Below are 25,905 nucleotides of genomic sequence, written 5' to 3' on the forward strand. Positions count from 1 at the left end.
AAAATTTACGCATATGCATGTGGATCAATGTATGTGGAGTGCCCCGGCCACCTTGCTCAACCAGTCAGGCACAAAGTAAAAAAAAAGGCGGGTTGCCCCGCCTTTTTTTGGTTTCGCATTGCTGCGAAAAGTTCACGCCGAATTAACGGCCGTAACGGTGACCCCAGGTCAGACCGAACGTCGATGCGAAGCCTTGGCCTGCGGAGTCGTTCTTCATCTTGATGAAGGCGTCGCCCAGGATTGGCAGACCGCCAGTGAAACCAGCCGTGTTGTTCACACCAGCGAAGGTGTTGGTCGTGGTGACCAGCGTCCAGCCGTTGGTGTAAGGCGACGTCGTGGTCGAAGCGGTCAGGTCGGAGCTGGAGCTCAGAACCTTGCCAGTCGACAGCGACAGCACGCTGGTTTCGCCGCAGAAAGCCAGTTGGCCGGCCACTGCTGGCGAGAAGATTGGCGCGTTGCCAGTCGTGGTTTCTTCACGGTCGAAGAAGCGGATGGCGTCTGCGTTCACGCAGATGTTGCCACGGCTGTCCACCGACGTGTTGGCGGGGTGGAACCACTCGTCAGCCAGACCCGTCAGGGCAGGCGTGCCAGGAGCAGTAGCCACGACGCTCAGGTCGGAGTACAGGCGGTATGCATCAGCAGCGGTCGTAGCAGCCTTGTAGTTAGCAGCAACGCTGTAACGACGGGTAGGCATGGAGAACACCCAGTCGGTTTGAGCCGAGATGCCTGCGTCCAGAGCGTACTGGTTGGACACCGACGTGCGCGACAGAGCGGCAGTCAGGGTCACAGCTTGCAGCTTAGGCAGGTTGGCATCGCCAGCAGCGCCGGCAGGTGCGTTACCTGGCAGGTAAGGCGTCGACATGTCTGGCAGGTCGATGAACAGAGGTGTCACGACTGGACCAACAACGGCAGCCTTGGCTTGGTTGTGAACGTTCGTGCGCAGCAGTGGGTCAGCGGTGTAGGTGTCGGCGCTCTTGTTCGCGGTAGCGAAGAAGGCAGACGAACCAGCGTCCGTTTGTGGGAAGTGCACGAAGTTGGCGGCACCAGCAACACCACCAGCACCCACGCGCGCTTCGATAGCGGTAGCGGAGCCAGAGAAGGCAGTGGTTTGAGCCAGGTTCAGGATGTACCAGTCAGCAGCCAGACCGGTCGTAGCGCCACCGAAGCCAACCGACGAAGCGTGAACGCCCGTGGTGTAGCTGGTCAGAGCGATTTCGTCCAGGGTTGCACGAGCAGCAGAACCTGCCACCGAGCAAGGAGCCACGCCAGCCACGTGCTTGGTAGCCGTGTACAGGATGGAGTTAGCGGTGCCAGCAGCGCCAGCAACCACGCCCGAAGCAGGAGTCGTAGCGGAGTACAGCTTCACGGATGGGATGTCAGCCATGTTGAAGATTTCAACGTAGCCTTCACGCGTGCCGTTCACATTGGCGGTGGTGTTCAGACGAGCGGTAGCGAAAGGCGTGCCGGTCGAAGGAATAGCAGGAACCGTGCAGGTCTTGTCAGCGGAGAACAGCGAAGCTGCGCCATCAGCGCCTTGCAGAACGGCACCAGTCCACACGTCACCAGGCGACAGGAAGATCTGGAAATCCTTCACGTCGTCGGAGTTAGCGGCGCCGCGGAAACGGATCTTCACAGCCTTACCGTTGGCACGGTCGGTGTTGCTCAGGTGGATCACGGACATGTTGCCGTTTTGAGCCGTGTAGTAAGGAACCACCAGCGTGTGGCCGGTGTTGTTGGGGTTCACTTCCAGCACGGTTGCGGATGCAGCAACGGTACCAACCACGCCTGGCTCAGTAGCCACGTTCGTGCCGAGCACAGCGCCGGTAGCAGCCGCAGCTGGTGCGAACACGTCAGCTTGGGCAACGCCAGCAAAGCTACCAACCATGGCAGCAATGCTCAGTGCCAATACATTCTTTCTCATGCTTTAACTCCAGTTAAATAAATAAGCGCAACTACCACGATTGATTACGCCCGCGAATCCTAGCACAGAGTTTTTCAAACCTGCCTAAGATTCCGGCACCCCCACAAACCTGTTGCTTCATCGCCACAGAGAGGGCTTGGTCACCATTGGCAGCAAGCTGCCGGGCGCAGGATAGTAATCAGCAATTCCGACTATACCCAAGCACCCACCTGCGGTCCCATGATTTCTATCAGCGGCAGCACGAAGTGTTGTTTCTTGAGTCATTTGTCACACTCAGGGAGCTTCGTGGCGCCACCACTGGCCGTCGACCAACAGCCATGTTTCGTCCATGTAGCCGGTCACGGTGGGCAAGGCCAGGCCAGGCACCATGGGCTTGGCGGTGAGACCCACCTGGGCAATGCATTTCTCTGCCTCGCAGGTGACTTTGGTGATCTCGCTCTTTAGGACAGGGGCGCGTTCGCCAAACTGCTTGATGAACGATGGCTCGTCCCGCAGACCACGATAGGCTGGCGTCATCAGCGCGTAGGCGGCCTTGGCGTCTCCGGCCAGCCGTGCCTTCCAAAAAGCTTCTGCACGGGCCTGCACCTTTTGCTCGGGCGTTTGACCACCCATAGTGGCACAACCTGCTGTTGCAGCCATTACCAGGGCAGCCAGCGCAATCTTGGCAGGGCTGATGCTGCGCGGTGCAGCAACGGGTGCCATCGTGGCGGGGGCGGAGGCCGACTGAAGAATCGTCATGAATACTTACTCCTACAAAAAAGATAGCGACTGCTCACATCGCTTTGCTGAACTCCCCTAAAAAGTCCGCCCGCAATGCGGGCGGCTTGAAGGGGGGGCTGGCTCAGGTCACATTCGGCACGTTGGTTAGTTAGCCGGTGCAGAACGCTGCGGTACCGAGTCGAGTACCGGGGCTTTGGTTCCGATGCCTAAGGTCTCGAACGACTTCAAGCCTTTGAGGCGGTCACGCAAATCTTCGCTCACTTCGCGGATATCGATATCGCTACGAACAACGCGGGGGGTCAGCACCACCAGCAATTCAGTGCGTGTGTTGTTGTTGCGGTTGGATCCAAACAGCTTGCCCAAGACGGGTACATCCTGCAGCAGGGGCACGCCGGTTTTACCAGTCGTGGTGTTGTCGCGTATCAGGCCGCCCAACACAATGGATTCACCTGAACGCACGGCCACCTTGCTGCTGATTTGGCGTTGCAAGAAGGCTGGCTGGTTGTTGGCGGAACTCACCGGATCACCCACTTCCGTCACGGTTTGGTCGACTTGCATAGTGACCAGGTTGCCGGCATTCACCGAAGGCGTCACGGTAAGCCCCACCCCAGTGTCCTTGTACTGGATGGTATCCGCCGTATTGCCAGAGGTGTCGTTGGTGATGATGGCGGAACGGATAGGCTGCTGGTTGCCCACGTTGATCGCGGCGGTGTGGTTGTCCAACACCATGAGCGAGGGGCTTGAGATCACCTTGAGCTGAGACTTTTCAGAAATGGCCTGCAGCACGGCACGGGGACTGCCGCCCTTGCGGAGCAAGTAGGAGAACCCTTGGGTGATGCCGCTGACATCACTATCCTTAAACCCGCCAACGTTCCCTGCACCACTAAAGCTGCTGCCATCCCAGCCGTCCGAAAAGAGCCATCGAACGCCGTAGTTCAGATTGTCCCCAAGTGTCACTTCCACGATGGTGGCCTCGATCAGCACCTGGGTGGGGGGCAGGTCGAGGCGCTTGAGCGTCGCCTCGATCTTGGAGTACTCGGCCTTGGTACTCCAGATCAACACTGAGTTGTTCAACTCATCCGCCATGACCCGTATGCCACCAATGCTGGCCGCAGCGACTGCTTGTTGCTGCTGCCCACCGTTGTTCTGGTTGTTTCTGTTGCCGAGGCTGTTGACCCCGGAGTTCTGAGTGCCGATGCGGTTGCCAAAGCTGCCGCCGAAGTTGCCACCGGAAAGGCCGCTGCCAGAGAAAGAGTTGGTGTTTCCAAAACCGCTGCCGGAAAAGGACGACTGACCGAACGAATTGCCGGTTGCGGTGGACAGACCGGGGGCCACTCCACTGTTGGCCACGTTGCTCGTGCTGCTCGTTTGTCCACCGAAGATTCCACTGAGCACGTTGGCGAGGTGTTTCGCGTTGACGTTCTGCACCTGGTAGATGTACAGCTGTGGTTCGCCACCGCTGTCGGTGGGCTGGTCGAACCGTTCGATCCAGCGGCGCGCTTCGTCCAGATAGGCGGCGCGAGGGGTCACGACCAGGATCGAGTTGATGCGCTCGATGGGCATGATGCGCAAGGCGCCGAACAAAGGGTTGCCTTCACCCAGAACCGCAGAGGCTGCAGCGCCAGCGTTGCCCGCTTGCCCGCGTCCCGCGGCACCCGCCTGCGTTCCCACGCTGCCAGCAGCGCCGCCCGTTGCACCTCCGGCAGGGGCAGCACTGCCGCCACTGACCAGCCTCAAGGCCGCCTCGATCTCCTTGACACTCGCGTGCTTGAGTGGGAACACCCCCACCGACATGCCCTTGAGCAAATCGACGTCGAAGGTGTTGACCAGCTCCAGCCACCCTTCGGCCTGGGTGCGGGTGCCGTTCATGACCAACAGGTTGCGTACCGTGTCCACGCGGATGATGGCATCGCCCGGAACCATGGGGCGCAGGATGGAGGCCATCTCTCCGGCGCCGATGTAGTTGAGCGGAATGACGATGGCACCAAAACCGGGGGACAGGGGTGCACGCGGGCTGGCCTGGCGCACGTCGGAGCCAATGTTGCGCAGCATGTCCGCCCGGCCCACGTGGTAGGTGCCGCGGGCATCGCGCGCCAGTGCCAGGCCGTTGGCCTGCAGCGCGCTTTCCAGCAGAAACACGGCCTGGTCTGGCGGAATGGCATTGCGGCTGGCCAATGTCACGGTGCCGGCGATGGGCGGGTGCAGCACATAGGGCACGCCCATGATGTCGCCCAGCACGGTGCGCACGACGTCGGCCACCGGAGCATCTTCAAAGCTGAAGGTGAGCGGCGCACCGCTCAAGGTTGCAGCTGGCTTGCCGGGCGCAATGACCTGGTCGTTGCCGCGGATGATGCGGGGCCGCGTTTCGGCAGGCTCGGCTTGCGGCTGCACACGAGCGGCATCTGTGGCGGGGGCGGCCTGCGTGGGGGTGGCGGGAACTGCCGCAGCGCCGGGTGCAGCCTGCGCCCACGATGTGGCGCTCAGGCCTTGCAGCATGGCGAGGGCGAGCAAGGAGTAGCCGAAGCGGGGGAGAGTCATTGTTCAGGAGCCTACGATTACTTCAGGATGAACCGGGTGGGTCTCTGCATCAGGGACCAAACCGCGGTGGCGGGGGGCGCGGCCTTGCGGGCGCCTCTGCTGTGCCGGTGCTGCCACCGGCTGCGGTCCCCGCAGATGCGGCGGAACCATCTCCCCGCCGCTCAATGGAGGAAGGAGCTGGAACTGGCTGCGCGCTCTGCATGGTGGGCGCCGGTTGCGCCAGACCGCCATACTTGCTGACATCTGCCCGTTGCATGGTCAGCGTTTGAGATTGCTCACCACGGATGAAGGTGACCTGACGGTCGCCAAAACTTTTGAGGGTCCAGCCCTCCACGCTCTGGTTCTGCTGCACGCGGCGCTGTTTGCCGTTGACCAGCAAGATGGCATAGCCCACCCCTTCGCCCCGCACGATGCCGGTCACACGGGCAGTGCTGAGGTAGTCTGGCGGCGGCGGGGGCTGCTCGGGCGGTGGAGGCGGCGGCGGCCGCCGCGTGGCAGAAAACAGCGGGCGCTCCAGCATAGCGAGGAAGCGGCTGGACTCCATCTGTTTGTCGGGCATGAGCGCTGGCGCAAGACTGGCGATGTCTGCCTTCAAAGGCGCAGGCTCGTTCCAGCGGATGTTGCGGGGAGTTCCATCGGGCTTGACCCACATTAGCGCCAGCCCGCACAGGAGCGCGAGGTTGATGAAAGCCAGCACTCCTACGGCACGTATTTTCATGTGCGGTCTTTCAGCACGCTGAGCGAGAACTGCGTCGTCAGCCGCACAGGGGTCTGCTTGGCAGAACTCGGCACGTTGAGGCCACCAATGAGCTGGACTACCACACCGTCAATGATGATGACCGGCTTCTGGCTGCCAAGCACGGTCAACACGCTCTGCAGGGCCAGCAACTCGCCTTCCGCCTGCACCTTGAGGGAAATACGGTCGTAGCCTTTTTCATCCTTGGGCTGGAGCACCTGGCTGCTGCTGATCTGCATGCCGGCGGCAGCGAAGATTTCGCGGACGTGCTGCTGGGCAGCATTGCCCGCCTGGCTGACATCCATGGTGGCAGGGTACACATACTCGGTCTGCGCCTGCTGGACGCGCTTGCGAACGTCCTCGATCTCTGACTTCTGCAAGTCCAGGCCGGTCAGGCGTGCATAGCGCGGCTCCAGCTGGGCCACAAGGTCACGGGCCCACTGGTGCTTTTGGTACACATAGATCCCTCCGGCGATCAAAGGCACCAAAGCCAACAGGATGGACGCCAAGACCAACACGACATCTTTGGGAAAACGGATAGGCTTCATCGACGCACTCCTGCGCCAGAGGCTGTCGATACAGCGGGTGCCACTGAGGTCGCCGAGGTCGCTGCTGTGGGTGCCACCGCTGCCGATCCAGTCACTTGAGTCGCACCCGCCACAGCAGTCTGCGGACCAGCAGTGCCGAACACCTTGGGATCGACGACGAACTCGATACTGAAGCTTTCCTTGTTGGAGTTGTTCAGACGGGTCGCTGCAGCTGGCGCCTTCACTTCTCGAATGCCAGGGTGCTGGCCCAGCTTCTGCATCAATTCGGCAGCATCGGTGGCCTGACCACTCAGCGAAACCTTGGTGCCGACCAGCTGCAAAGCCTGCACAGCTGCGTCGTCCGGCAGGATTTGCGTCAGGGTGTCGATCACACGCAGTGGCTCGATGCGTTCGCCCAGTATTTCTGACAGTGCGTTCAGCTTGTTGGAAGCTAGTACCACCTGTTCGCGGTCGCGAACGACGGGCGCAGTGCGCCGCACGACGTCTTCGTAGGCTGCAGCGGCCTGCAACGCACGCACCCGGAGCTGGAGTGTCGGCGTCACGGCCATGGCAGTGAGCACAGCCACGATGCACAGCAGCAATGCGTACCCCAGGTTGCGCTGGCGGGCAATCAGGCGTTGGCGCCGCTCGACGCCTGCACCTGGCAAGGCCGCGTATTTCTGCGCACCGACAGCCACCCACACCTCGGCCGGCGACGCGCCGACGACCGCAGGCATCCGCTGGCGAAGCTCCTGCACATATTGGTCGACCTGCAGGCGAGACGCCAACACCAGCGTGTAGGTGCTTGGCACTGGGGTTGCGTCGCTGACCCAGATCAGATCTTCAGGGGGGAATGGACTGAAGGTGCGCGCTTGCAGCGCCAGGGCGTTGCCCGTGTCTGCACGGCTCATTCCCACCGGTAGGCGAATGGTCCTGGAGAGCACCAGGTCCGAGGGCAGTTCCAAAGCGACAAACGCGCCGCGGGCCTTCGCGTCCCTGGGCGACGCTGGCTTGCGGGCCGGGCGGTGGCCTTGCCAATGGGATTGGCTGCCGTCAGGATGAATCAGCAGGACGGGCAGCGAAGGCGTGAGCCATGCGAAAAGCGGCCAGCTCTGGGCGTGCGCCCAGGCCTTGCGGGTGTCTTGCACAAGACCGCTCAGATCAACGCCCAGAAAGCGGGCCTCAGACGAAAAGGCAGGCATGTGAGGGTTTTGTGTTCAATTCTCGGAGGCCGCAGCCTGGATACTGGTGGAGACGCGGTACGTGGACCATGGCGTGCCATCGGCTGCCGCAGTCATGAGGTCCACGCTACGAGACACGTGAACAACCTTGCCGGAATCTATCGGCACCAATGCCGTGACCCGGACGCGTGTCGAGGATGAATTGTCCGTCAGGCTGGGATCCAGGCCTGAGGTGTCGATACCCACGTCCCCTGCAAGCCGCTTGGCATGGATCGCCTCGGCCACGCGCTGATCGCCATTGGCAAGCACCACAAGCACAGGCAAAGGGGCCGCGTTGGCATTCACTCTGCTGGAACCACGCCCCTCCAGCGTCACAAGGGGCGCCAGTCTAGCATAGAGGTCATAGCTGACCCCGGACACCTGGAGCAGGTCTTCTTCTGCCTCGAAACGCATCAATCCGCCCTGGCTGTCGCGCGCCTGGCGCTTGTCGACAATGGCTTGCGCCAAGGCCTGTGCGCCGTCAGGAGGCAATCCTCCGGCCACCGCGAACAAACGCGACAGCAATGGCGCCTCCGCCCGATTGAGGTCAATCAAACCGTTGAGCGGGGTGACCTGGACCGCCAGCTCCTGCCCCTCGAAAGCTAACTTTGCCTGCATCCAGCGGTCTGGCGCCCGGTCAGCGGCTCTCAGCTTTTGCAATGCCAACTGCACCACAGCATCGCCAGTCGCCTGCGCGGTCACCAACTCGCGCTTGGCGGATATGGTCCGGGATTCCTGGCGAATGCTGGTCGACAAACTTCCGACCATGATGCTGAGCGCCGCCACCAGCCAAAGCACGGCAATGAGCGCCATCCCGCGTGTCCGTGTTGTGCTTCGCATCGACACGGCGCAACGCCCGATCTGGACTCTCACCCCACAGCATCCGAAACTTGTAGTCGACTCGCTCACCGAACGTCTCCCCCAAAAACTGCTCCACGGGAGCGGGGGTCGCTGGCCGGAAGGGGCCGCATGCTCACGACAAGATCCGGCAGCGCGCCTCTATCGGTTTGCAGCACGATCCGCACACGCTGCGGCACCTGGTCCGTCAGCGTCCAACTGGATGACCAAACGGGCGGCTCAGGACGTGCGTCCTGGTACAGGATCTGCAATTGCGTCACACCGTTGAGCAGCACATGGCTGGTCGCCTGAGACCAATCTGGTTCCACCGCCGCACCAGCCCAAGGCAGGTACTGCAGCACCAGAGCAGGGCTTCCCTGATCGGTCACTTCCTGACGCAACCGCATGAGACTGCGTCCGCTCGCGGCGTAACCGGCGGGCATGACGCCGAGCCACATCAGTTCCGCCTCCTGCCCTTCGAAATAATATCGGTTGGTTCCCTCTTTGTAGGGATAGCCTCGCCTCTGCAACGATATGCGGCCCACCGTCGTTTGCAGAAACCCCGACACGATGCGCAGATCATCGGAACGGGTCAGCGCGAGATCCACCCGCTCGCTGGTCTGCGAGGTGGTTTGCAGCGCCGAGGCCATTGCCAGAATCAGAAGCGACATCAGCGCCATGACCACCAATAGCTCCAGCAGCGTGAAACCGGCGGTCTTGCGCTGCACACGCGCGCTGGCGGTACAGGCTTTCGGTAGAGAACTGCGAAGCAACTGCATCACGGCCGTATCCCCACGGGTGGGATGCGCTCCGGCCTGAGCGTGCTCAACGCCAAATTGCGGACATTCTCGCTTCCCTGTCCCCAGCTGATGGCGATGGACACCTGGTAGAGCACCGGCACCCTGGGGCCCTGTGCGTCTGTACTGTAGGGCTGCGATTGCACCCGCCAGTGGTATCCGCCACTGTCGCCCTCGTCGTTCCAGCCGCCCGCGGGCACGGAATCCCGCAGCTCAAGGAGCGACTGGGCCAGCACGACGGCCCCCTGGTACCGCTGCACATGGTCGACCGCCCTGGCATTGCCACCCAGTGCGCGATAGAACAGGCCCAACGCCATGGCCATGATGGAAAACGCCACCAACAGCTCCAGCAGCGTGAAGCCGGAAACCGCGCGCGCAGTGGCGGTCAGTCGTGGCCGGTGTGTGTTGCGAGCGGATCGGCTCATGGAATCAGCGCCTCTTGCGTCACCCGCCCCGACAACCAGTCCACGCGCAAGCGCACACCGTCTCCTGCGCCGCGGAGTATCTGGACACTACCGCCAGACGACCCACCGGAGGGCAAAAACCGGATGCTCAGTTTTCCAGTCGATTGCTCATCACCCTCCAATGCCGCGGCCACCGCTTTCATTTGCAAGGCGTCCGGCAACAGGAGCGACGGGTCTGGACCCAGACCGTAACGACGCTGCGCCACATCGACGGTGAATTGAACGTCGCGTCCTGACGCCACGGCCTGCTCGCGGGCCAATCGCAATTGGCCGACAACGGTACGGACAACATCGCGGTACTGGGCACCCTCACGCATGCGGTCCATCGCGACAGGCACGAGCCCCACGACGAGCGCAATGATCGCAAAGACAACCAGCAACTCGATCAAAGTGAAGCCGCTCACGCGGCGGGGTGCGCCTGTCACTGTGCTGATTGCCTTCCATAGAGCGCTCCGTTCAGCCGCTGCGCGGCCCTTCGTGAGCGCTCTACGTACTATTTGGTGTTGCGCACGTCCGCAGCTTCGCCGTCGCCGCCCGCAGCGTTGTCGGAGCCCAACGACAGTATTTCAATACCCGCCGCAGAGGTGGAGTACTTGTAGGCGTTACCCCAGGGGTCTGAGGGCAATCCGCCCTTCAAGTAAGGCCCGTTCCAGCCATTGGCAGACCCGGGCTTGGTCACCAGGGCGTTCAGGCCTTCTTCAGTGGAGGGGTAACGCCCGACGTCCAGCTTGAACAGTTCAAGCGACTTGTCCAGGTCGGCAATCTGAACCGCTGCCGTCTTTGACTTCGCGCCACCCAGCGAATTGAGTACCTTGGGGCCTACAAGGCCCGCCAGCATGGTGAGAATTGCCAGCACCACCAGCAGTTCAATCAGCGTGAACCCTTTGTTTTTGGTGTTCTTGCGCATGTTGCCCAACAGACGTTGACGCAAGTCTGCTCGAGCAGTTTGGTAGACCATCAACTTAACCTCCAAAGCAAAAAAATTATACGGCCAAGTCATTGACCGACAGGATCCCCAACAGGATGGAGACGATGATGGCCGCTATCAGCACACCCAGAACCAGGATGAGCACTGGCTCTACCAAGGTGAGCAGTCGTTTGATACCGGTTTCGACCTCCCTGTTCAATATGTTGGAAAGCTCCAGCATCATGGGACCGATGCGACCAGTCTCTTCCCCCACGCGAATCAGATTGATCGCCAGAGGCTCGAAAATGCCAGTCGCAGAGATGGCCTGCACGACCTTTCCGCCTTCCTTGACGATGGGCGCCACTTTCACAAGGGCTTGCTGCAAAACGGCGTTTCCCACCGTTTCCGTCGCAATGTGCAGCGCTGTGAGCATCGGAACCCCGTTTCCGAGCAGAGTTCCCAATGAGCGGGAGAAGAGTGTGAGTTGGTATTTCAGCGTCAACCGACCGATGAGGGGCAGCCTGAGAAGGCGCGCCTGCCACCAATGGCGTCCGCCCGGTGAACGGAACCATTTCTGGAGCACGGCCCCGAGCCCGAATCCCGCGACCGCAATCACAAGACCATATTTCTTGAACGCATGCCCCAGCGCCATGACCCATTGGGTGGGCAAAGGCAATGCGTCGCCCATGTCCGTGAACAGTTTCTCGAACTGCGGGACGACGAAGCCCAGCATGACGATGAGCGAAAGCGCCGCCACCGCCAGCAAAATCGCCGGGTAAATGGTTGCCGACACCACACTTTCGCGCAGTGCACGCTGGCGCTCCAGGTGCTCCACCAAACGCTCTAGCACTGCAGACATTTGTCCGCTCGCTTCTCCAGACCGGATCATGTTGATGTAGAAATCACCAAACAACTCCCGGTGTGCGGCCAGCGCACGGCTCAGCGGAGTTCCGCCCTTGACGGCATCGAGCACACCTTGAAGCAAGGCGGCCACGCTGGGCTTGTAGCTCATGTCGATGAGCACACGCAACGCGTTGTCCAGGGCCAATCCGGCCCTGAGCATGATCGACAGCTCGGAGGTCAGGGCCTGCACATCCGCCAACTTGACAGGCCCCTTGCCCGCGCGCTTGCTGGAAGCCGGCATGATGGATGATGCCGAGCCGCCGGCGCTGGCAGCCTGCGGTGCTGCACCACCGGCTCCTTCATGAATGCTCAGCGGCGTGAGGCCCTGCTCACGCAATTGCTTCAATGCAGCCGCCTCGCTGATGGCACTCAACTGCCCTTCAGCGATCTTCCCTGTGCCGGACGCTGCGCGCCATACGAAATCAGGCATCGGTCTGATCCTGCGTTACACGCGCCAATTCATCCAGAGTGGTCACGCCGGCAGCAACTTTGCGCAATCCGTCCTCGTAGAGATTCAGCATGCCCCGCTGCGCCGCCAACGCATTCAAGGCATTGGCGTCCAATCCATCAATGATCGCCCTGCGCATAGGCTCATCAAGGGTGAGCAGCTCATGGATGCCGGTACGCCCGCGGTAGCCCGTGTTGCGGCATTGGTCACAGCCGCGAGCCCTGTAAATCAGTTTTCCCGGCTCGGCGAATCGCATCAATCCAGTGCGCTCCCGCACATCCGGGCCCGGCTCATAAGCCTCTTTGCAGCTGCCGCACAGCGTGCGCACAAGCCGCTGAGCCAGCACCCCATTGACCGCAGACGTGATCAGGTAACTTTCCACCCCCATATCCTGCATGCGGATCACAGCCCCAGCCGCCGTGTTGGTGTGAAGCGTGGAGAGCACCAAGTGCCCGGTCAAGGCAGATTGCACTGCAATTTGAGCCGTTTCACCGTCTCGCATTTCCCCAATCATGATGATGTCCGGGTCCTGCCGAAGAATGGAGCGCAGCGCGTTCGCAAACGTCAGGTTGATCTGGGGGTGGACCTGGATCTGGTTGATACCCTCGAGTTGATACTCCACCGGATCTTCCACCGTGATGATCTTGTTGGAATCTGCATCGATTTTGGACAGCGCGGCGTACAGCGTGGTGGTTTTTCCGGAGCCCGTGGGGCCGGTGACCAGCAAGATGCCGTGGGGCTTGTTCAGCAGGTGGTTGAACCGCTCCAGAGTGTCTTTCTCAAAACCCATCTTCTCCAGATTCAAGCGAACACTTGCGCGGTCCAGCACCCGCATCACGACGCTTTCGCCATGTACCGTGGGGACTGTGGAGACACGCAGATCGAGTTCGCGTCCCTTGACACGCGTTTTGATACGGCCATCCTGCGGAAGCCGCCGCTCAGCAATATCCAGGTGCGCCAGCAGCTTGACCCGTGAATTGACCGCCGCGCTGAGGCGCGGGGGAACCACCTCGCCAGCATGAATGACGCCGTCCACGCGGTAGCGCACATGCAGGCCATCGTCGAAAGGCTCCAGGTGAATGTCGGAAGCCCGCAAATCCGTCACTCGCCCGATGATGGTGTTGACCAGCCGGATGACTGGCGCTTCGCTGGCCAGATCCTTCAGATGCTCAACAAAATCTCCACCGTCAGAACCATCGCCAAATCCGTCGCCCTCATCGCCCTCGTCTCCCTCGGGCTCCTCCATCGGCTCTGCCAGAGCCCTCTCGATATCGGACTCCAGCGCCAAGTGCGGATGGATGGAGTAGCCGGTGGCCAAACGCAGCGCCTTGACCACGAAAGCGTCCTGCGGGACAGCCATGGCCATGTGAAGCTGACCGTCTTCCAGCCGCAAAGGGTAGACGACGTTGGCCTGAAGAAATTCTGGCAGTAGCCCCTTGACTTCGGGCATGAGGTCCGGGAATCCGACCGCCGACACCAGCGGAATGCCGAGCTGGATTGACAACGCGCCTGCAACGTCCGCGTCCGAGACAATGCCCAGCCGCACCAGCACGCGTCCGAGCATCCCACCCATTTCCTGCTGCGCAGACAGCGCACGCTCCAGGTCGCGGGCGCTCAGTTTCCCAGCCTGCACCAGCAGATCGCCAATGCGCGTGCGCGCAGCAGCGGCCGGAATGAGGGCCTCGGCTACGGAGGAATGTGTATTGGTAGTCATGAATGCTCAGATAGCACTATGGACAGCAGGTACGTGGCTCTGCTGACGACAGCACCGAAGGCTTGAACGGAATCGCTGAGTGTAGCCGGGGGCTTCGCCCGGCCGCCGCGTGTCGCTGTCGTTCTCTGCAGCTTCAAGCCCCGGTTCGACCGTTTCCCATGCCGACTGCAGACATCTCTGCACGACTCGATGGCCCAACATCCGCGTTCAATCCAAGGTACTTTACAGTCGCGGGTCTGAAGAATCCAAGTCCTCACCGAACAATGAAAACGCCAGCTCAAGGCAAAGCCCCCACCATCGCCGCCCTCCTCGCCGCAGCCGCAGTCCTGCTGGCCGGTTGGGGGGGCACAGCGTTATGGAAAACCCATGCGCCTGCTGAACAGCCCCGGGTGGGCGCCATGCTGCTGGCACCCATGATCGCGGTGGCCGACCCCTGCATCATGCAGCCCTCGCAACCGGCCACCACCGGAGATGCGCGCGTCGACGCACTGGCGCAGTCGTGCACAGGCCCGAACGGGTCCGCAGCCCCACTGGTGGAGTCCACCTTGTCCGCCTTGCAGGCTGGCGGCCCCACTGCGCCATCTCAGGCTGTCGGCTACACGCTCGCCGCGCCACTTCTTCAACTGTTTCGACCAGAAGGCGATGGTTGGGTCATAGACACCGAGCGGGTTCAGCGCATCGCCCGGACCATACGGGATACGAGCCGACCGGTCATCCTGTACCTCTTTGCCACACACTTTGCCGCCGACGCGCCGCTGGAAGCCGCCCTGGCATCCGACCCGAAAAATCTGGCACACACGCGTGACGGCCCCATGGCCCAAAGCCGCTACTACGACTCCGCCATCAACAACTGGTCGATTGCCAGTACCGACACGGAACTCACGGCGCGCCGGGTGCAGGCGACCGAGGCCTTGCTGTCCGAAGTCTGCCGTCTCCCGGCAGCCGACCTCGCCAAGATACGCGGGGTGACGCTGCTCGGGGAACTGCACCACCTGTTTCCAGATTTCGAAGCAGGCATGGGCTTTGACCGCCCTTACCGCGTGACCGACTACAGCCCGCAGTCGACCGCGGGATTTCAGCAGTATCTCCAGCAGGAATTCACCAGCATTGCGCAACTGAATCGGGTGCTGGGCTCCGCCTACGGATCTTTTCAAGAAGTGCAGCCCCCTGCGCGCGACATCCGCACCGAGCCACTGCGGCGCTACACCGAGCACATCGATTCCTTCGCGCAGGGCACCCTGCCCGTCTCTGGCTGGGTGTTCCCGTCCGTGCAGAAAATACCCACACGCACACCCTGGGTGCACGTGTACGCCAACGGAGTGTTCGTGGGCAAAACCCCTGTCGACCAGGGGCGGCAAGATGTGCTCGCGGCCAAGCCGGAGTTCGGGTATGCGAACACGGGCTGGCGCATGGACTTGGATTTCCGCCGCCTGCCGGCCGGCTTGCACCGCATCGATGTGCTGCTGGAAGACGCACCAGGCCAGATGGCACTGCTGGGTACACGGCACATCGCGATCATGGACCAGCGCCAGAACACGCCTGTCCTGCGTGCCCAGGCTGAGCTTCCGAAGCATTCACCGGCCCCGAGCTCGGTGCAGTTCCACATCGACCAGCCCCTGGAGCAGGCGTCCTACTACTACAACCCGCTGGTCCCGCTGTGGCATGCATTTCGCGGCAAGCAGGTGGCTGACTATTTGCGATTTTTTGACAATGTGGTGAGCCGATCGTGCCTGAAAGCCACGCCCCACTACACCCACCAGATCATTCCGTTCACCAACCCGAGTTGGGACGCGAACAAGTTCGCCATTCAAGCGTCACTTCAACAGAAGAACACCCCGGGCATCAGGCTGGGAGTCAGCTTGTACGGGCATGCCTCCTACGGACCCGGTTTTCCCAAGTGGTACGCCTCCACCGGCCACCACAGCTATGGCGTGACGGAATTCCACCCGCTCAAGCCCATGAGCACAGGCGAACTGCGCGAGACACTGCGGCAACATGAGCGGCAGGGCGCAGACTTTCTCTCGTTCTTTATCGAGCCGTATTGGGAAGGGCAGGTGGTCGCACGCGGACACAATCTGTTCTCCTTCGATCCAGACAACCGAAAGTTCGGTGCCGACAAACTCTATGAAGCAGTGCAACAGCACCTGGCCTCGCCCCGATAGCGGGAACGCTGGCGAACTGGGTTGACCCTAGCCGGAGGCCTGCGGCCGGTGCGGCCAGCCTCAGGGGAACAGTTCTGCCGCTTGCAGCGGCAGACCCGCTGCATCCTTGGCCGACAACAGGGGGGCGCTGTCCCCACCGTGCCAATCGATCGCCAAGGTCGGATCGTTCCACGCAATGCACCGCTCATGGGCAGGCGCGTAGTAATCCGTGGTCTTGTACAAGAATTCGGCAGTGTCGCTCAGCACCAGGAAGCCGTGTGCAAAACCAGGGGGCACCCACAGTTGGCGATGGTTGTCCTCGCTCAACTCTTCGCCCACCCAGCGCCCGAACGTCGGAGAACTGCGGCGGATGTCCACCGCCACATCGAAAACAGCGCCGCGGACGACGCGAACCAGTTTTCCCTGCGGCTGCTGGATCTGGTAGTGCAGGCCGCGCAGCACGCCCTTGGCACTGCGGCTGTGGTTGTCCTGCACAAACTGGTGGTCCGTACCGGTCGCCTCATTGAAGGCACGCTGGTTGAAGCTTTCATGAAAGAAGCCCCGAGCGTCCCCAAACACTTTGGGTTCGATGAGAAAGACGTCCGGAATGGCGAGTGGTGTGACTTGCATAGGCGTATCAGTAGATCTTTTCTTTCAGCACGCGCAGCAGGTATTGCCCGTAGCCGCTTTTGATGAGGGGTTGCGCCAACCGCTCCAGTTGCACGCTGTCTATCCATTGATAGCGCCAGGCGATCTCTTCAGGACACGCAATCTTCAACCCCTGCCGGTGCTCCAGCGTCGCAATGAACTGCCCCGCCTCCAGCAGGCTCTCGTGCGTGCCGGTATCCAGCCACGCGTAGCCGCGGCCCATGATCTCCACGTTGAGCTGGCCCTTGTCCAGGTACAGGCGGTTCAGGTCGGTGATTTCGTACTCGCCCCGCGCTGACGGCTTCAGGCTCTTGGCCAGTTCCACCACGCTGCTGTCGTAGAAGTACAGGCCGGTGACGGCATAGCTCGACTTGGGCTGCGCGGGCTTTTCTTCCAGAGAAAGGACTTTGCCCTGTGCGTCGAACTCTGCCACGCCGTAGCGCTCGGGGTCGTGCACGTGGTAGGCGAACACGCTGGCGCCTTCGGTGCGCTGCATCGCGTTTCCGAGCAGCTCGTGAAAGTCGTGGCCGTAGAAGATGTTGTCGCCCAGCACCAGCGCGCTGGGCGCGCCGTCCAGGAACTTTTCGCCGATGACGAAAGCCTGGGCCAGGCCGTCCGGGCTCTCCTGCACCGCATATTCCAGGCGGATGCCCCACTGGCTGCCGTCGCCCAGCAGTTGCTCGAACCGCGGGGTGTCCTGCGGGGTGCTGATGATGAGGATGTCGCGGATGCCCGCGAGCATCAGCGTGCTCAGCGGGTAATAGATCATGGGCTTGTCGTACACCGGCAGCAGTTGCTTGCTGATGGCCAGGGTGGCCGGATGCAGGCGGGTGCCGGAGCCCCCGGCGAGGATGATGCCTTTGCGTTGCGTCATGGTCAGGTGCCGTTCACAGAGTTTCAGCCAGCATGCGCGCCACGCCCGCTTGCCAATGCGGCATCTGCAGGCCGAAGGTGGCTTGCAGCTTGCCGGTATTCAGGCGCGAGTTGTGCGGGCGCACCGCAGGGGTGGGGAATGCGCTCGTAGGCACTGGCGCGACCTCTTTTGCTTTGATTTCAATAGCAGGTTGCGCAATCTGCGCCTGCGCCAGCACGTATTTGGCGTACGCATTCCAGGTCGTCTCACCCGCGGCCACGCAGTGGTACAGGCCGGCGTCCTGCGGGCGTTGCTGCAGGTGGCGGATGGCGTGGGCCGTCACGTCGGCCAGCAGGTCGGCGCCGGTGGGCGCGCCCCACTGGTCATCGATCACCGTGAGGCGCTCGCGCTCCTGCGCCAGGCGCAGCATGGTCTTGGCGAAGTTGCCGCCGCGGGCGGCGTAGACCCAGCTGGTGCGCAGGATGAGGTGCTGGGCACCCGCCTCTGCAATGAGTCGTTCGCCTTCGAGCTTGGTGCGGCCGTACACGCTCAAGGGCGCGGGCGCGTCGGTCTCCACCCAGGGGCGGCTGCCGCTGCCGTCGAACACGTAGTCGGTGCTGTAGTGCACCAGCCAGGCGCCGAGCCTTGCGGCCTCCTGCGCGATGGCGCCGGGGGTGGTGGCGTTGAGCGTGCGTGCAAAGTCGGCCTCGCTCTCGGCCTTGTCCACGGCGGTGTGGGCCGCGGCATTGACGATGACGTCGGGGCGCAGGGTGCGCACTGTCTCCACCACGCCAGCGGTGTTCGAGAAATCGCCGCAGTGCTCGGTGCTGTCGAAGTCCAGCGCCGTGACAGCGCCCAGCACCGACAGGCTGCGCTGCAGCTCCCAGCCGACCTGGCCGCTTTTGCCAAAGAGCAGGATGTTCATGCGCTGGCGTCCGCCACGGCCGCGGGCTCCTGCGCCGCGTACTGGGTCTGCACCCAGTCCCGGTAGGAGCCGGTCTGCACGCTGGCCACCCAATCGGCATGGTCCAGGTACCACTGCACCGTTTTGCGGATGCCGGTGTCGAAGGTCTCGGCGGGCTTCCAGCCCAGATCGCGCTCGATCTTGCGCGCGTCGATGGCGTAGCGGCGGTCGTGGCCGGGGCGGTCCTTCACGTAGGTGATCTGGGTGCGGTAGCTCTGGCGGTCGGCGCGGGGGCGCAGCTCGTCGAGCAGACTACAGACCATGTTCACGATCTCGATGTTGGGCTTCTCGTTCCAGCCGCCCACGTTGTAGGTCTCGCCGGGGGCACCGGCCTCCAGCACGCGGCGGATCGCGCTGCAGTGGTCCTTCACGTACAGCCAGTCGCGCACCTGCATGCCGTCGCCGTAGACCGGCAGGTTCTTGCCGGCCAAGGCGTTGACGATCATCAGCGGGATCAGCTTCTCGGGGAAGTGGTACGGCCCGTAGTTGTTGCTGCAGTTGGTGGTGAGCACCGGCAGGCCGTAGGTGTGGTGCCAGGCGCGCACCAGGTGGTCGCTGGCGGCCTTGCTGGCGCTGTAGGGGCTGTTGGGCTCAAAGCCGCGCGTCTCGGCAAAGGCCGGGTCGGTGGGCGCGAGCGATCCATACACCTCGTCGGTGGAGACGTGCAGGAAGCGGAAGGCCGCGCGCTCGCCCTCGGACAGTGCGCCCCAGTAGGCCCGCACGGCTTCGAGCAGGCGGAACGATCCCACGATGTTGGTCTGGATGAAATCCTCGGGCCCGTGGATGGACCGGTCCACATGCGACTCGGCCGCGAAGTTGACCACGGCGCGGGGCTTGTGCTCGGCCAGCAGGCGGGCCACCAGGGCGGTGTCGCCGATGTCGCCCTGCACGAAGACGTGGCGCGCATCGCCCTTGATGCCGTCCAGGTTGTGCAGGTTGCCCGCGTACGTGAGCTTGTCGAGATTGACCACGGGCTCGCTGGAGGCAGCGAGCCAGTCAAGAACGAAGTTGGCGCCGATGAAACCTGCGCCGCCGGTAACCAGAATCATGGGTAAGCCGTCTGAGAATGCCTTGCGGCAAAGCTGGCGATTATCCCACCCGCGTTTCCGGCTGGACGTAACAAGCCCCAACGGGCACAGGCCGGCACCAGGACTCAGAAATGGATGCCGCGCATCATCTGCTGCAGCGCCACCGCCTCGGCCGACAGCTGCGGCTTGGCGGCCTTGTCGCCCTTGTCCCCCTTGGCCGCGGCGGTGGAGTCCGGGAACATCCGAAAGCTCGTGTTCATCGTGATCTGCGCCACGCGCGGCACCAGGGCATGCAGGATCTGCCCGGTGATGCCCAGGCGGGTGGCAATGCGCACCGGCTTGAAGATACAGGCCTGGGCGATCATGTCGGCCGCCTCCTCGGGGCTCAGCGTCGGCACGTTGTTGTAGATCTTGGTGGGCGCGATCATGGGCGTGCGCACCAGCGGCATGTTGATGGTGGTGAAGGTGATGCCCTGGTCGGCGAACTCGCTCGATGCACAGCGCGTCCAGGCATCGAGCGCCGCCTTGCTGGCCACATAGGCCGAGAAGCGCGGCGCATTGGTCAGCACGCCGATGGAGCTGATGTTCACCACATGGCCCTTGCGCCGGGCCACCATGCCGGGCAGGAAGCCCATGGTCACGCGCAGGCAGCCGAAGTAGTTGAGCTGCATGGTGCGCTCGTAGTCATGAAAGCGGTCGTAGCTCGACTCGATGGCGCGGCGGATGGAGCGGCCCGCGTTGTTGATGAGAAAGTCCACGCCGCCGTGCTTGTCGATCAAGAGCTGCACGAAGCGGTCGCAGTCGGCCATGTCGGCGATGTCGGCCGCATAGGCGATGAACTCGTAGCCCTTGGCCCGCGCCTCGGCGCAGGCCTCGTCGAGCTTGTCCTGGTCGCGCCCGCAGATCACCGTGGTGGCGCCCGCCTCGGCAAACTTGTGCGCGGCAGCCAGGCCGATGCCCGAAGAGCCCCCGGTCACCAGCACCACCTTGCCGCCCACCGTGCCCTTGAGCGAGCGGTCGATGAAGAGCTCCGGGTCCAGGTTGCGCTCCCAGTAATCCCACAGGCGCCAGGCGTAGTCCTTGAGGTTGGGGCAGGTCACGCCCGAGCCCTTGAGCGCCGCGAGTGTCTCGCGGCAATCGAAGCGCGTGGGGTAGTTCACAAACGTCAGCATGTCCTCGGGCAGGCCCAGGTCCTTCAGCACGGCGTTGCGCACGCGGCGCACCGGGGCCAGCGCCATCAGGCCCTTCTTCACGCTCTTGGGGATGAAGCCCAGCAGCGCCGCGTTGATGAACAGGTTCATGCGCGGTGCGTGCGCGGCGCGGCTGAAGATGTCCAGCACGTCGCCCACGCGGTAGCCCACCGGGTCCACCAGGTGGTAGCACTTCTTGACGATGTCCTTCTGGTGGCTGATCACGTTCAGCGCATTGACCACGAAGTCCACCGGCACGATGTTCACGCGACCGCCCTCCAGGCCCACGGTGGGCATCCAGGGCGGCAGCAGCTGGCGCAGGCGCTGGATCAACTTGAAGAAGTAGTAGGGGCCGTCGATCTTGTCCATCTCGCCGGTCGTGCTGTCGCCCACCACCATGGCCGGGCGGTACACCGTCCAGGGCACCTTGCAGTCCTGGCGCACGATCTTCTCGCTCTCGTGCTTGGTCTGGAAGTACGGGTGGTCCAGGCCCTCGGCCTCCTCGAACATGTCTTCGCGGAACACGCCTTCGTACAAACCGGCGGCGGCGATGGACGAGACGTGGTGGAAGTGGCCGGCGTCGATGGCCTTGGCCAGGTCCACCGTGTTGCGCGTGCCTTCGATGTTCACGGCCACCTGGGTCTCTTCGTCGGCCCCCAGGTCGTACACCGCGGCCAGGTGGTAGAAGTGGTCGATCTGGCCCTTGAGCTTTTTGATGTCGTCCGCCGCCACGCCCAGCTTTTTGGCCGTGAGGTCGCCGAACACCGGCACCGCGCGGGCGGCCGTCGTGCCCCAGAAGCTGCGCAGGTCGGCCACCTTGTCAGCGCTTTCGCGGCGGATCAGGAAATGCACCACCGCTCCCTTGCGCTCCAGCAGCTTCTTGACCAGCCGCTTGCCGATGAACCCTGTTGCCCCCGTCACGAAATACTGCATGGATAACTCCTGTGTGATCGCCCGATTCTTGCGCAGGCCCACCGGGCGCGGATTCAGCACAAACCCGCGCCGAATCGGGGGCAGCCCCGGCGCCGCCAGTAGATGGCACGCTCTACACTTTTAGGAGCCGGTGCCTACACCTTGCGCGCCGTGCGGCGTACAGTCCGGCCATGCGTGCAAGGCACCCTGCCCTGACAACCCCACCATCCACACAACGGAGGCCCCATGGTCAAGAAACTGCAGAAACTCAGCGCTGACAACAAGAAGAGCAACGCCCAACTGTCGGGCACCGTGAAGGACTCCGCCCAGCAGATCTGGCTGGCCGGCCTGGGCGCCTTTTCCAAGGCCCAGGAAGAAGGCGGCAAGGTGTTCGAAGCCCTGGTCAAGGAAGGCCTGACCATCCAGCGCAAGACCCAGGCCGTGGCCGAAGAGAAAATCTCCGAAGCCACCAGCCGCGTGACCAACATGGCCACCGACATCGGCTCCAAGGCCCAGGGCCAGTGGGACAAGCTCGAGAACATCTTCGAAGACCGCGTGGCCAAGGCCCTGGCCAAGCTGGGCGTGCCCTCCGCCCGCGACATCGAAGCCCTGAACGCCCGCATCGACGCGCTGTCCAAGGGCACGAGCAAGACTGCACCCAAGGCCGCCGCAACGAAGAAGGCAGCTCCCGCCAAGAAGGCCGCAGCCAAGAAGGCTCCCGCCAAGGCCGCTGCAGCACCAGCCCGGAAGGCCGCCGCCAAGCCCCGCGCCGCCGCAAAGAAGGCGGCGACCGCAGCATCCAACTGATGCTGCGGCACGCCACGGCACGGGCCGTCCGCCCGCGCTGAAGAGGCAAAGAGAAAACGGCTGGCATGCCTTGGCGTGCCGGCCGTTTTGCCATGCGGCCCGGGCGCAGCGCGCCGCGCAGGGCCTATCAGATTTGATGCAATGCAGCATCCGCCGCTCGGTTAGAGTGTTGCCAGAGACAAGCACAAACCGATCCCCAAAGACGCGAAGAGGGCCCGCCCACATGGTGAAGAAAGCGCCACGCCGCACCGCAGAACGCATTCTGGAAGTCACGCTCGACCTGTTCAACCGGTTCGGCGAACCCAACGTCTCCACCACGCTCATCTCCGCCGAGCTGCGCATCAGCCCCGGCAACCTGTACTACCACTACCCCGCCAAGGACGAGCTGATCAACGCGCTGTTTGATCGCTACGAGCTGTCGCTCAACGAACTGCTGGCCGCCGCCGACGGGGTGCGCAATGTGGAGGACGCCTGGTTCTTCATGCACACGCTGTTCGAGCTGATCTGGCAGTACCGCTTTCTGTACCGCGACCTCAACGACCTGCTGTCCAAGAACCGGCGCCTGGAGACGCACTTCCAGGCCATCCTGAAGAACAAGACCCGCGCGGTGCGCGCCATGCTGGACGGCATGGGCCGTGCGGACACGCTGCACATCGACACGCGCGAGCTGGAGGCCACTGCGACCAGCATGGTCGTGGTGCTCACCTACTGGCTCAGCTTCGAATACGTGCGCGACCCGCGCCGGGCCCTGGAGCCCGAGAGCGCGCAGGCGGCGCTGCTGCGCGGCGCCCACCATGTGCTCAACCTGCTGATGCCGTACCTGGAGGCCAGCCAGCGCGCGCACCTGCTGCAGCTCGTGGAGGCCTACGCCGCAGCGCCCGGCTGACGGGCCTGGGCTGCCCGCCACCCCCCCCCCATATCTTCACCAACAAGAACCTCAGGAGACACAGACCATGGCCAAGTGGACCTCTTTCCCACACGCTGGTGAATACACGTTCGATGCTGCGAGCATCAAGAAGCAATGGGCGCGCCTGCACAACGGCGACGCCGAGCCCGTCCCCAAGGAGCCGGCCGTGCTGCAGGCCTGGGCGCTGTTCCACAGCGGCGACTTTGAGAAGGCCGCCGCGGCCGGCATCGCTGCGGGCGGCGCGGGCATCACCGTCGCCAACAAGGCCACGGCGATCTATGCCAACTACCTGGAGCAAAAGGAAAAGACGCGGCTCGATCTCTTCATGCAGGTGGCAGAGCGCGCCGCAGCGCAGGCCGCAGCAGAGCCCGGCAATGCCAACGCCTGGTACTGGCACGCGTATGCGCTGGGCCGCTACAGCCAGGGAATCAGCGTGGCCAAGGCGCTGGCGCAGGGCCTGGGCGGCAAGGTGAAGGAATCGCTGGAGAAAGCCATCGCCCTGTCGCCCAAGCATGCCGACGCCCGCATCGCCCTGGGCGCCTTCCATGCCGAGGTGATCGACAAGGTGGGCTCGCTGATCGGCGGCATGACCTATGGAGCCAAGAAGGACACGGGCCTGAAGCTGTTCCAGGAGGCGCTCAAGCTCAACCCCGGCTCGGCCATCGGCATGATCGAATACGCCAACGCACTGGTGATGCTGGAGGGCGACAAGAAGATGAAGGAAGCCACCCAGCTGTACGAGAAAGCCGCCGCGAGCGAGCCGGTCGACGCGATGGAGCGCCTGGACATCGAGATGGCGCGCGCGGAATTGGAAGAGGAGTAAGGGGGCATCCCCCTGAGGCGCTTCGCGCCTTCCCCCTTCTCTCGAATCACTGGGTGATTCGGGAAGGGGGACACCGCCAGCGCCCGCAAGCGATGCGCCGCCTTTGCGGCTTGGCGGCCCTTGCGCGGCGGTTGCTGGACTTGGTCGCGCCAGTCTTTGAGGTCGGCGCCGGAAGTGGCACCGAAAAATACGCATGGGCCACGAGGCCCATTCTCCAAATCAGCCCCCGAACCGCCGCGCGGCGATCTCCAGCAGTCCGTCGAAGATCAGGTTGTCCACCAGCTCGAAGGGACGCGTCATGCTGGGCGCCATCTTCCAGCCTGCGCCGCCGGTCATCAGGCAGGCCGGCTCCTCGCCGCAGTGCTGGATCACGTGCTGCACCATGCGCTCCACGGCCCCTGCGATGGCATAGGTGCCGCCGCTGGTGAGCGCGTCGCTGGTGTTGGTGGGGAACATGCGCACCTCGCCCGTGGGCACATGCAGGCCTGCGGTGCCGGACTCCAGCGCCCGCAGCATGATGCCGTGGCCAGGCAGGATCAGCCCGCCCATGAAGCGGCCCTGGGCATCGATGCACTCCACCGTGACCGCCGTGCCCACCATCACCACCACCAGCGGGCGCGCGGGTCCCTGGCGCAGCACATGGTGGCGCGCGCCGACCATCGCCACCCAGCGGTCCGAGCCCAGGCGCGACGGATGGTCGTAGCCGTTGACCAGCCCCGCTTCTTCCGTGGACGAGACCACCCACGAAGGCTGCACGTCCCAGATCTCCATCTGCTCCTGCACGCGCCGCTTGACGGCATCGCCGGCCACCACGCAGCCCAGCATGCGCTCAGGGTGGCGCAGCGGCGCCCAGCTGCCTTCGGCGAGCCGGTCGATGTTGTCCAGGAATTCGGCGCCATGGGCCAGCAACGGGGCCCCGGGACGGGGTGCGTCGTACAAGGCCCACTTGAGGCGGGTGTTGCCGACGTCGATGGCCAGAAAAGTCATGCGGCGGATTATCACGAGTTTTGCCGCGCACCCTGATTCGGGGGCGACACAGGGCAACAAGGGCCGAGACGGGGCGCGCCGCGGACGGTCGCCGGCGCGGTATTGTCAAAAATCGTTTCACGTCCCTGTCCGACACGGAGGGCGCGGGCTTTGCCGCTACATTGGTCCTTCCTGTTTTTGTTTCACTCTAGGAGGTACGACATGGGTCTTTTCAGTTTCATCAAGGAAGCCGGCGAAAAACTGTTCGGCGGCAAGGAAGCCCAGGCGGCCACTGCAGCAGCCCCCACGCAGGATGAACTCAACACCAAGGCGGCCAAGGCCATCGAGGCCTACATCGCGTCGCAAAGCCTGGGCGCCACCAACGTGCAGGTGGCCTTCGACGGCACACAGGGCAAGGTCACCGTGAAGGGCACGGCCCCCACGCAGTCGGCGAAAGAAAAGGTCACCCTGTGCTGCGGCAACGTGGCCAACGTGACCAGCGTCGAAAACCTGATGGACGTGACCAACCCCGAGCCCGAAGCCCAGTACCACGACGTGGTGCGCGGCGACACGCTCTCGGCCATCGCCAAGAAGTTCTACGGCGATGCCAACAAGTACCCCGTGATCTTCGAGGCCAACAAGCCGATGCTGAGCCACCCGGACAAGATCTATCCGGGCCAGAAGCTGCGCATCCCAGAGGTTAAATAAGCCCCCCTGAGTCGCCTTCGGCGCCTTCCCCCGAGGGGGACGCACCCCGTAGCCCGGCAAAGCCGGTTCTACGGGAAGGATGGGCCACCCCCTTAGCCGCTGCGCGCCTTCTCCCAAGGGGGACGCACCCGGTGGCCCGGCAAAGGTTCTATGGTTCGAGTCAAGCGCTTGGGGTGATGCGATGAGCATCAAACGGCTTGCCCGATCGCCACACAGCAAAGGCAAT

24 protein-coding genes are annotated in these 25,905 nt (G+C 63.2%); 5 read left to right on the forward strand and 19 right to left on the reverse strand.

Translation table 11 applies throughout. From position 1 onward, the window contains the following. Positions 1 to 142: 142 nt before the first annotated feature. The 13 genes from ASF16_RS05710 to gspE form a co-directional block, all read right to left on the reverse strand. Complete coding sequence (locus tag ASF16_RS05710; protein WP_082516761.1) at positions 143 to 1,921, reverse strand: hypothetical protein; 1,779 nt, start codon at positions 1,919 to 1,921, stop codon at positions 143 to 145. A gap of 273 nt (positions 1,922 to 2,194) precedes the next feature. Next, positions 2,195 to 2,659 (reverse strand): hypothetical protein, encoded by a 465-nt coding sequence (locus ASF16_RS05715; protein WP_235507271.1) that lies wholly within the window; start codon positions 2,657 to 2,659, stop codon positions 2,195 to 2,197. A gap of 126 nt (positions 2,660 to 2,785) precedes the next feature. Beyond that, the gene (gspD, locus tag ASF16_RS05720) at positions 2,786 to 5,179 is read right to left on the reverse strand and encodes a type II secretion system secretin GspD (RefSeq protein ID WP_082516763.1); all 2,394 of its coding nucleotides are present in this window, start codon (positions 5,177 to 5,179) and stop codon (positions 2,786 to 2,788) included. Between the two features lie 49 nt (positions 5,180 to 5,228). Next, a complete protein-coding gene (locus tag ASF16_RS05725; protein WP_156371948.1) occupies positions 5,229 to 5,897 on the reverse strand; it encodes a hypothetical protein in 669 nt (222 codons plus the stop codon). Then, the gene (gspM, locus tag ASF16_RS05730) at positions 5,894 to 6,463 is read right to left on the reverse strand and encodes a type II secretion system protein GspM (RefSeq protein WP_056164069.1); all 570 of its coding nucleotides are present in this window, start codon (positions 6,461 to 6,463) and stop codon (positions 5,894 to 5,896) included. Before gspM ends, ASF16_RS05725 begins: the two co-directional genes overlap by 4 nt. Beyond that, positions 6,460 to 7,644 (reverse strand): PilN domain-containing protein, encoded by a 1,185-nt coding sequence (locus ASF16_RS05735; protein ID WP_056164072.1) that lies wholly within the window; start codon positions 7,642 to 7,644, stop codon positions 6,460 to 6,462. Before ASF16_RS05735 ends, gspM begins: the two co-directional genes overlap by 4 nt. A 15-nt stretch (positions 7,645 to 7,659) precedes the next feature. Further along, complete coding sequence (locus ASF16_RS05740) at positions 7,660 to 8,475, reverse strand: general secretion pathway protein GspK (RefSeq protein ID WP_082516764.1); 816 nt, start codon at positions 8,473 to 8,475, stop codon at positions 7,660 to 7,662. Positions 8,476 to 8,567: 92 nt separating this feature from the next. Next, the gene (locus tag ASF16_RS05745) at positions 8,568 to 9,278 is read right to left on the reverse strand and encodes a prepilin-type N-terminal cleavage/methylation domain-containing protein (protein ID WP_082516765.1); all 711 of its coding nucleotides are present in this window, start codon (positions 9,276 to 9,278) and stop codon (positions 8,568 to 8,570) included. Continuing rightward, on the reverse strand, positions 9,278 to 9,721 hold the full coding sequence (locus ASF16_RS05750; protein WP_082516766.1) for a prepilin-type N-terminal cleavage/methylation domain-containing protein: 444 nt from the start codon (positions 9,719 to 9,721) through the stop codon (positions 9,278 to 9,280). The genes ASF16_RS05745 and ASF16_RS05750 overlap by 1 nt, the downstream gene beginning before the upstream one ends. Continuing rightward, positions 9,718 to 10,164 carry a GspH/FimT family pseudopilin gene (locus ASF16_RS05755; RefSeq protein WP_235507272.1) on the reverse strand — a complete coding sequence of 149 codons (447 nt, stop codon included), beginning with the start codon at positions 10,162 to 10,164 and terminating at the stop codon, positions 9,718 to 9,720. Before ASF16_RS05755 ends, ASF16_RS05750 begins: the two co-directional genes overlap by 4 nt. Positions 10,165 to 10,253: 89 nt before the next feature. Next, positions 10,254 to 10,667: a type II secretion system major pseudopilin GspG gene (gene gspG, locus ASF16_RS05760; RefSeq protein ID WP_056164169.1), complete on the reverse strand. Its 414-nt coding sequence runs from the start codon at positions 10,665 to 10,667 to the stop codon at positions 10,254 to 10,256. Between the two features lie 76 nt (positions 10,668 to 10,743). Beyond that, on the reverse strand, positions 10,744 to 12,000 hold the full coding sequence (locus ASF16_RS05765) for a type II secretion system F family protein (protein WP_056164077.1): 1,257 nt from the start codon (positions 11,998 to 12,000) through the stop codon (positions 10,744 to 10,746). After that, positions 11,993 to 13,732: a type II secretion system ATPase GspE gene (gene gspE / locus ASF16_RS05770; protein ID WP_056164080.1), complete on the reverse strand. Its 1,740-nt coding sequence runs from the start codon at positions 13,730 to 13,732 to the stop codon at positions 11,993 to 11,995. Before gspE ends, ASF16_RS05765 begins: the two co-directional genes overlap by 8 nt. Before the next feature lie 263 nt (positions 13,733 to 13,995). Between gspE and ASF16_RS05775 the strand changes: the two genes are divergently transcribed. Next, a complete protein-coding gene (locus tag ASF16_RS05775) occupies positions 13,996 to 15,894 on the forward strand; it encodes a hypothetical protein (protein WP_056164083.1) in 1,899 nt (632 codons plus the stop codon). A gap of 60 nt (positions 15,895 to 15,954) precedes the next feature. Here the strand turns inward: ASF16_RS05775 and rfbC are convergent, their stop codons facing one another. From rfbC to ASF16_RS05800, 5 genes are all read right to left on the reverse strand, one after another. Beyond that, positions 15,955 to 16,503, reverse strand: a complete 549-nt coding sequence (gene rfbC, locus ASF16_RS05780) for a dTDP-4-dehydrorhamnose 3,5-epimerase (RefSeq protein WP_056164086.1) — start codon at positions 16,501 to 16,503, stop codon at positions 15,955 to 15,957. A gap of 7 nt (positions 16,504 to 16,510) precedes the next feature. Then, on the reverse strand, positions 16,511 to 17,395 hold the full coding sequence (gene rfbA / locus ASF16_RS05785) for a glucose-1-phosphate thymidylyltransferase RfbA (RefSeq protein WP_056164089.1): 885 nt from the start codon (positions 17,393 to 17,395) through the stop codon (positions 16,511 to 16,513). 13 nt (positions 17,396 to 17,408) lie between these two features. Next, complete coding sequence (rfbD, locus tag ASF16_RS05790) at positions 17,409 to 18,299, reverse strand: dTDP-4-dehydrorhamnose reductase (RefSeq protein WP_056164092.1); 891 nt, start codon at positions 18,297 to 18,299, stop codon at positions 17,409 to 17,411. Then, complete coding sequence (gene rfbB / locus ASF16_RS05795; protein WP_056164095.1) at positions 18,296 to 19,387, reverse strand: dTDP-glucose 4,6-dehydratase; 1,092 nt, start codon at positions 19,385 to 19,387, stop codon at positions 18,296 to 18,298. Before rfbB ends, rfbD begins: the two co-directional genes overlap by 4 nt. 104 nt (positions 19,388 to 19,491) lie before the next feature. After that, the gene (locus ASF16_RS05800; RefSeq protein WP_056164098.1) at positions 19,492 to 21,489 is read right to left on the reverse strand and encodes an SDR family oxidoreductase; all 1,998 of its coding nucleotides are present in this window, start codon (positions 21,487 to 21,489) and stop codon (positions 19,492 to 19,494) included. A 225-nt stretch (positions 21,490 to 21,714) separates the two neighbouring features. Here ASF16_RS05800 and ASF16_RS05805 point away from each other — a divergent pair, with 225 nt between their 5' ends. The 3 genes from ASF16_RS05805 to ASF16_RS05815 all read left to right on the forward strand — a co-directional run bounded on the left by ASF16_RS05805 (position 21,715) and on the right by ASF16_RS05815 (position 24,005). Beyond that, positions 21,715 to 22,275 carry a phasin family protein gene (locus ASF16_RS05805; protein ID WP_056164101.1) on the forward strand — a complete coding sequence of 187 codons (561 nt, stop codon included), beginning with the start codon at positions 21,715 to 21,717 and terminating at the stop codon, positions 22,273 to 22,275. A gap of 223 nt (positions 22,276 to 22,498) precedes the next feature. Beyond that, positions 22,499 to 23,161, forward strand: a complete 663-nt coding sequence (locus tag ASF16_RS05810; RefSeq protein ID WP_056164104.1) for a TetR/AcrR family transcriptional regulator — start codon at positions 22,499 to 22,501, stop codon at positions 23,159 to 23,161. 67 nt (positions 23,162 to 23,228) lie between these two features. Further along, positions 23,229 to 24,005: a hypothetical protein gene (locus ASF16_RS05815; RefSeq protein WP_056164107.1), complete on the forward strand. Its 777-nt coding sequence runs from the start codon at positions 23,229 to 23,231 to the stop codon at positions 24,003 to 24,005. Positions 24,006 to 24,224: 219 nt separating this feature from the next. On the opposite strand, the gene ASF16_RS05820 is transcribed toward ASF16_RS05815, so the two are convergent. Next, the gene (locus ASF16_RS05820) at positions 24,225 to 24,992 is read right to left on the reverse strand and encodes a type III pantothenate kinase (RefSeq protein WP_056164110.1); all 768 of its coding nucleotides are present in this window, start codon (positions 24,990 to 24,992) and stop codon (positions 24,225 to 24,227) included. Between the two features lie 201 nt (positions 24,993 to 25,193). Between ASF16_RS05820 and lysM the strand changes: the two genes are divergently transcribed. Beyond that, positions 25,194 to 25,679, forward strand: coding sequence for a peptidoglycan-binding protein LysM (gene lysM / locus ASF16_RS05825; protein WP_056164113.1), 486 nt, complete (start codon positions 25,194 to 25,196; stop codon positions 25,677 to 25,679). Positions 25,680 to 25,905 lie beyond the last annotated feature (226 nt).

Source organism: Acidovorax sp. Leaf78 (assembly GCF_001422735.1).
Taxonomy (GTDB): Bacteria; Pseudomonadota; Gammaproteobacteria; order Burkholderiales; family Burkholderiaceae_C; genus Acidovorax.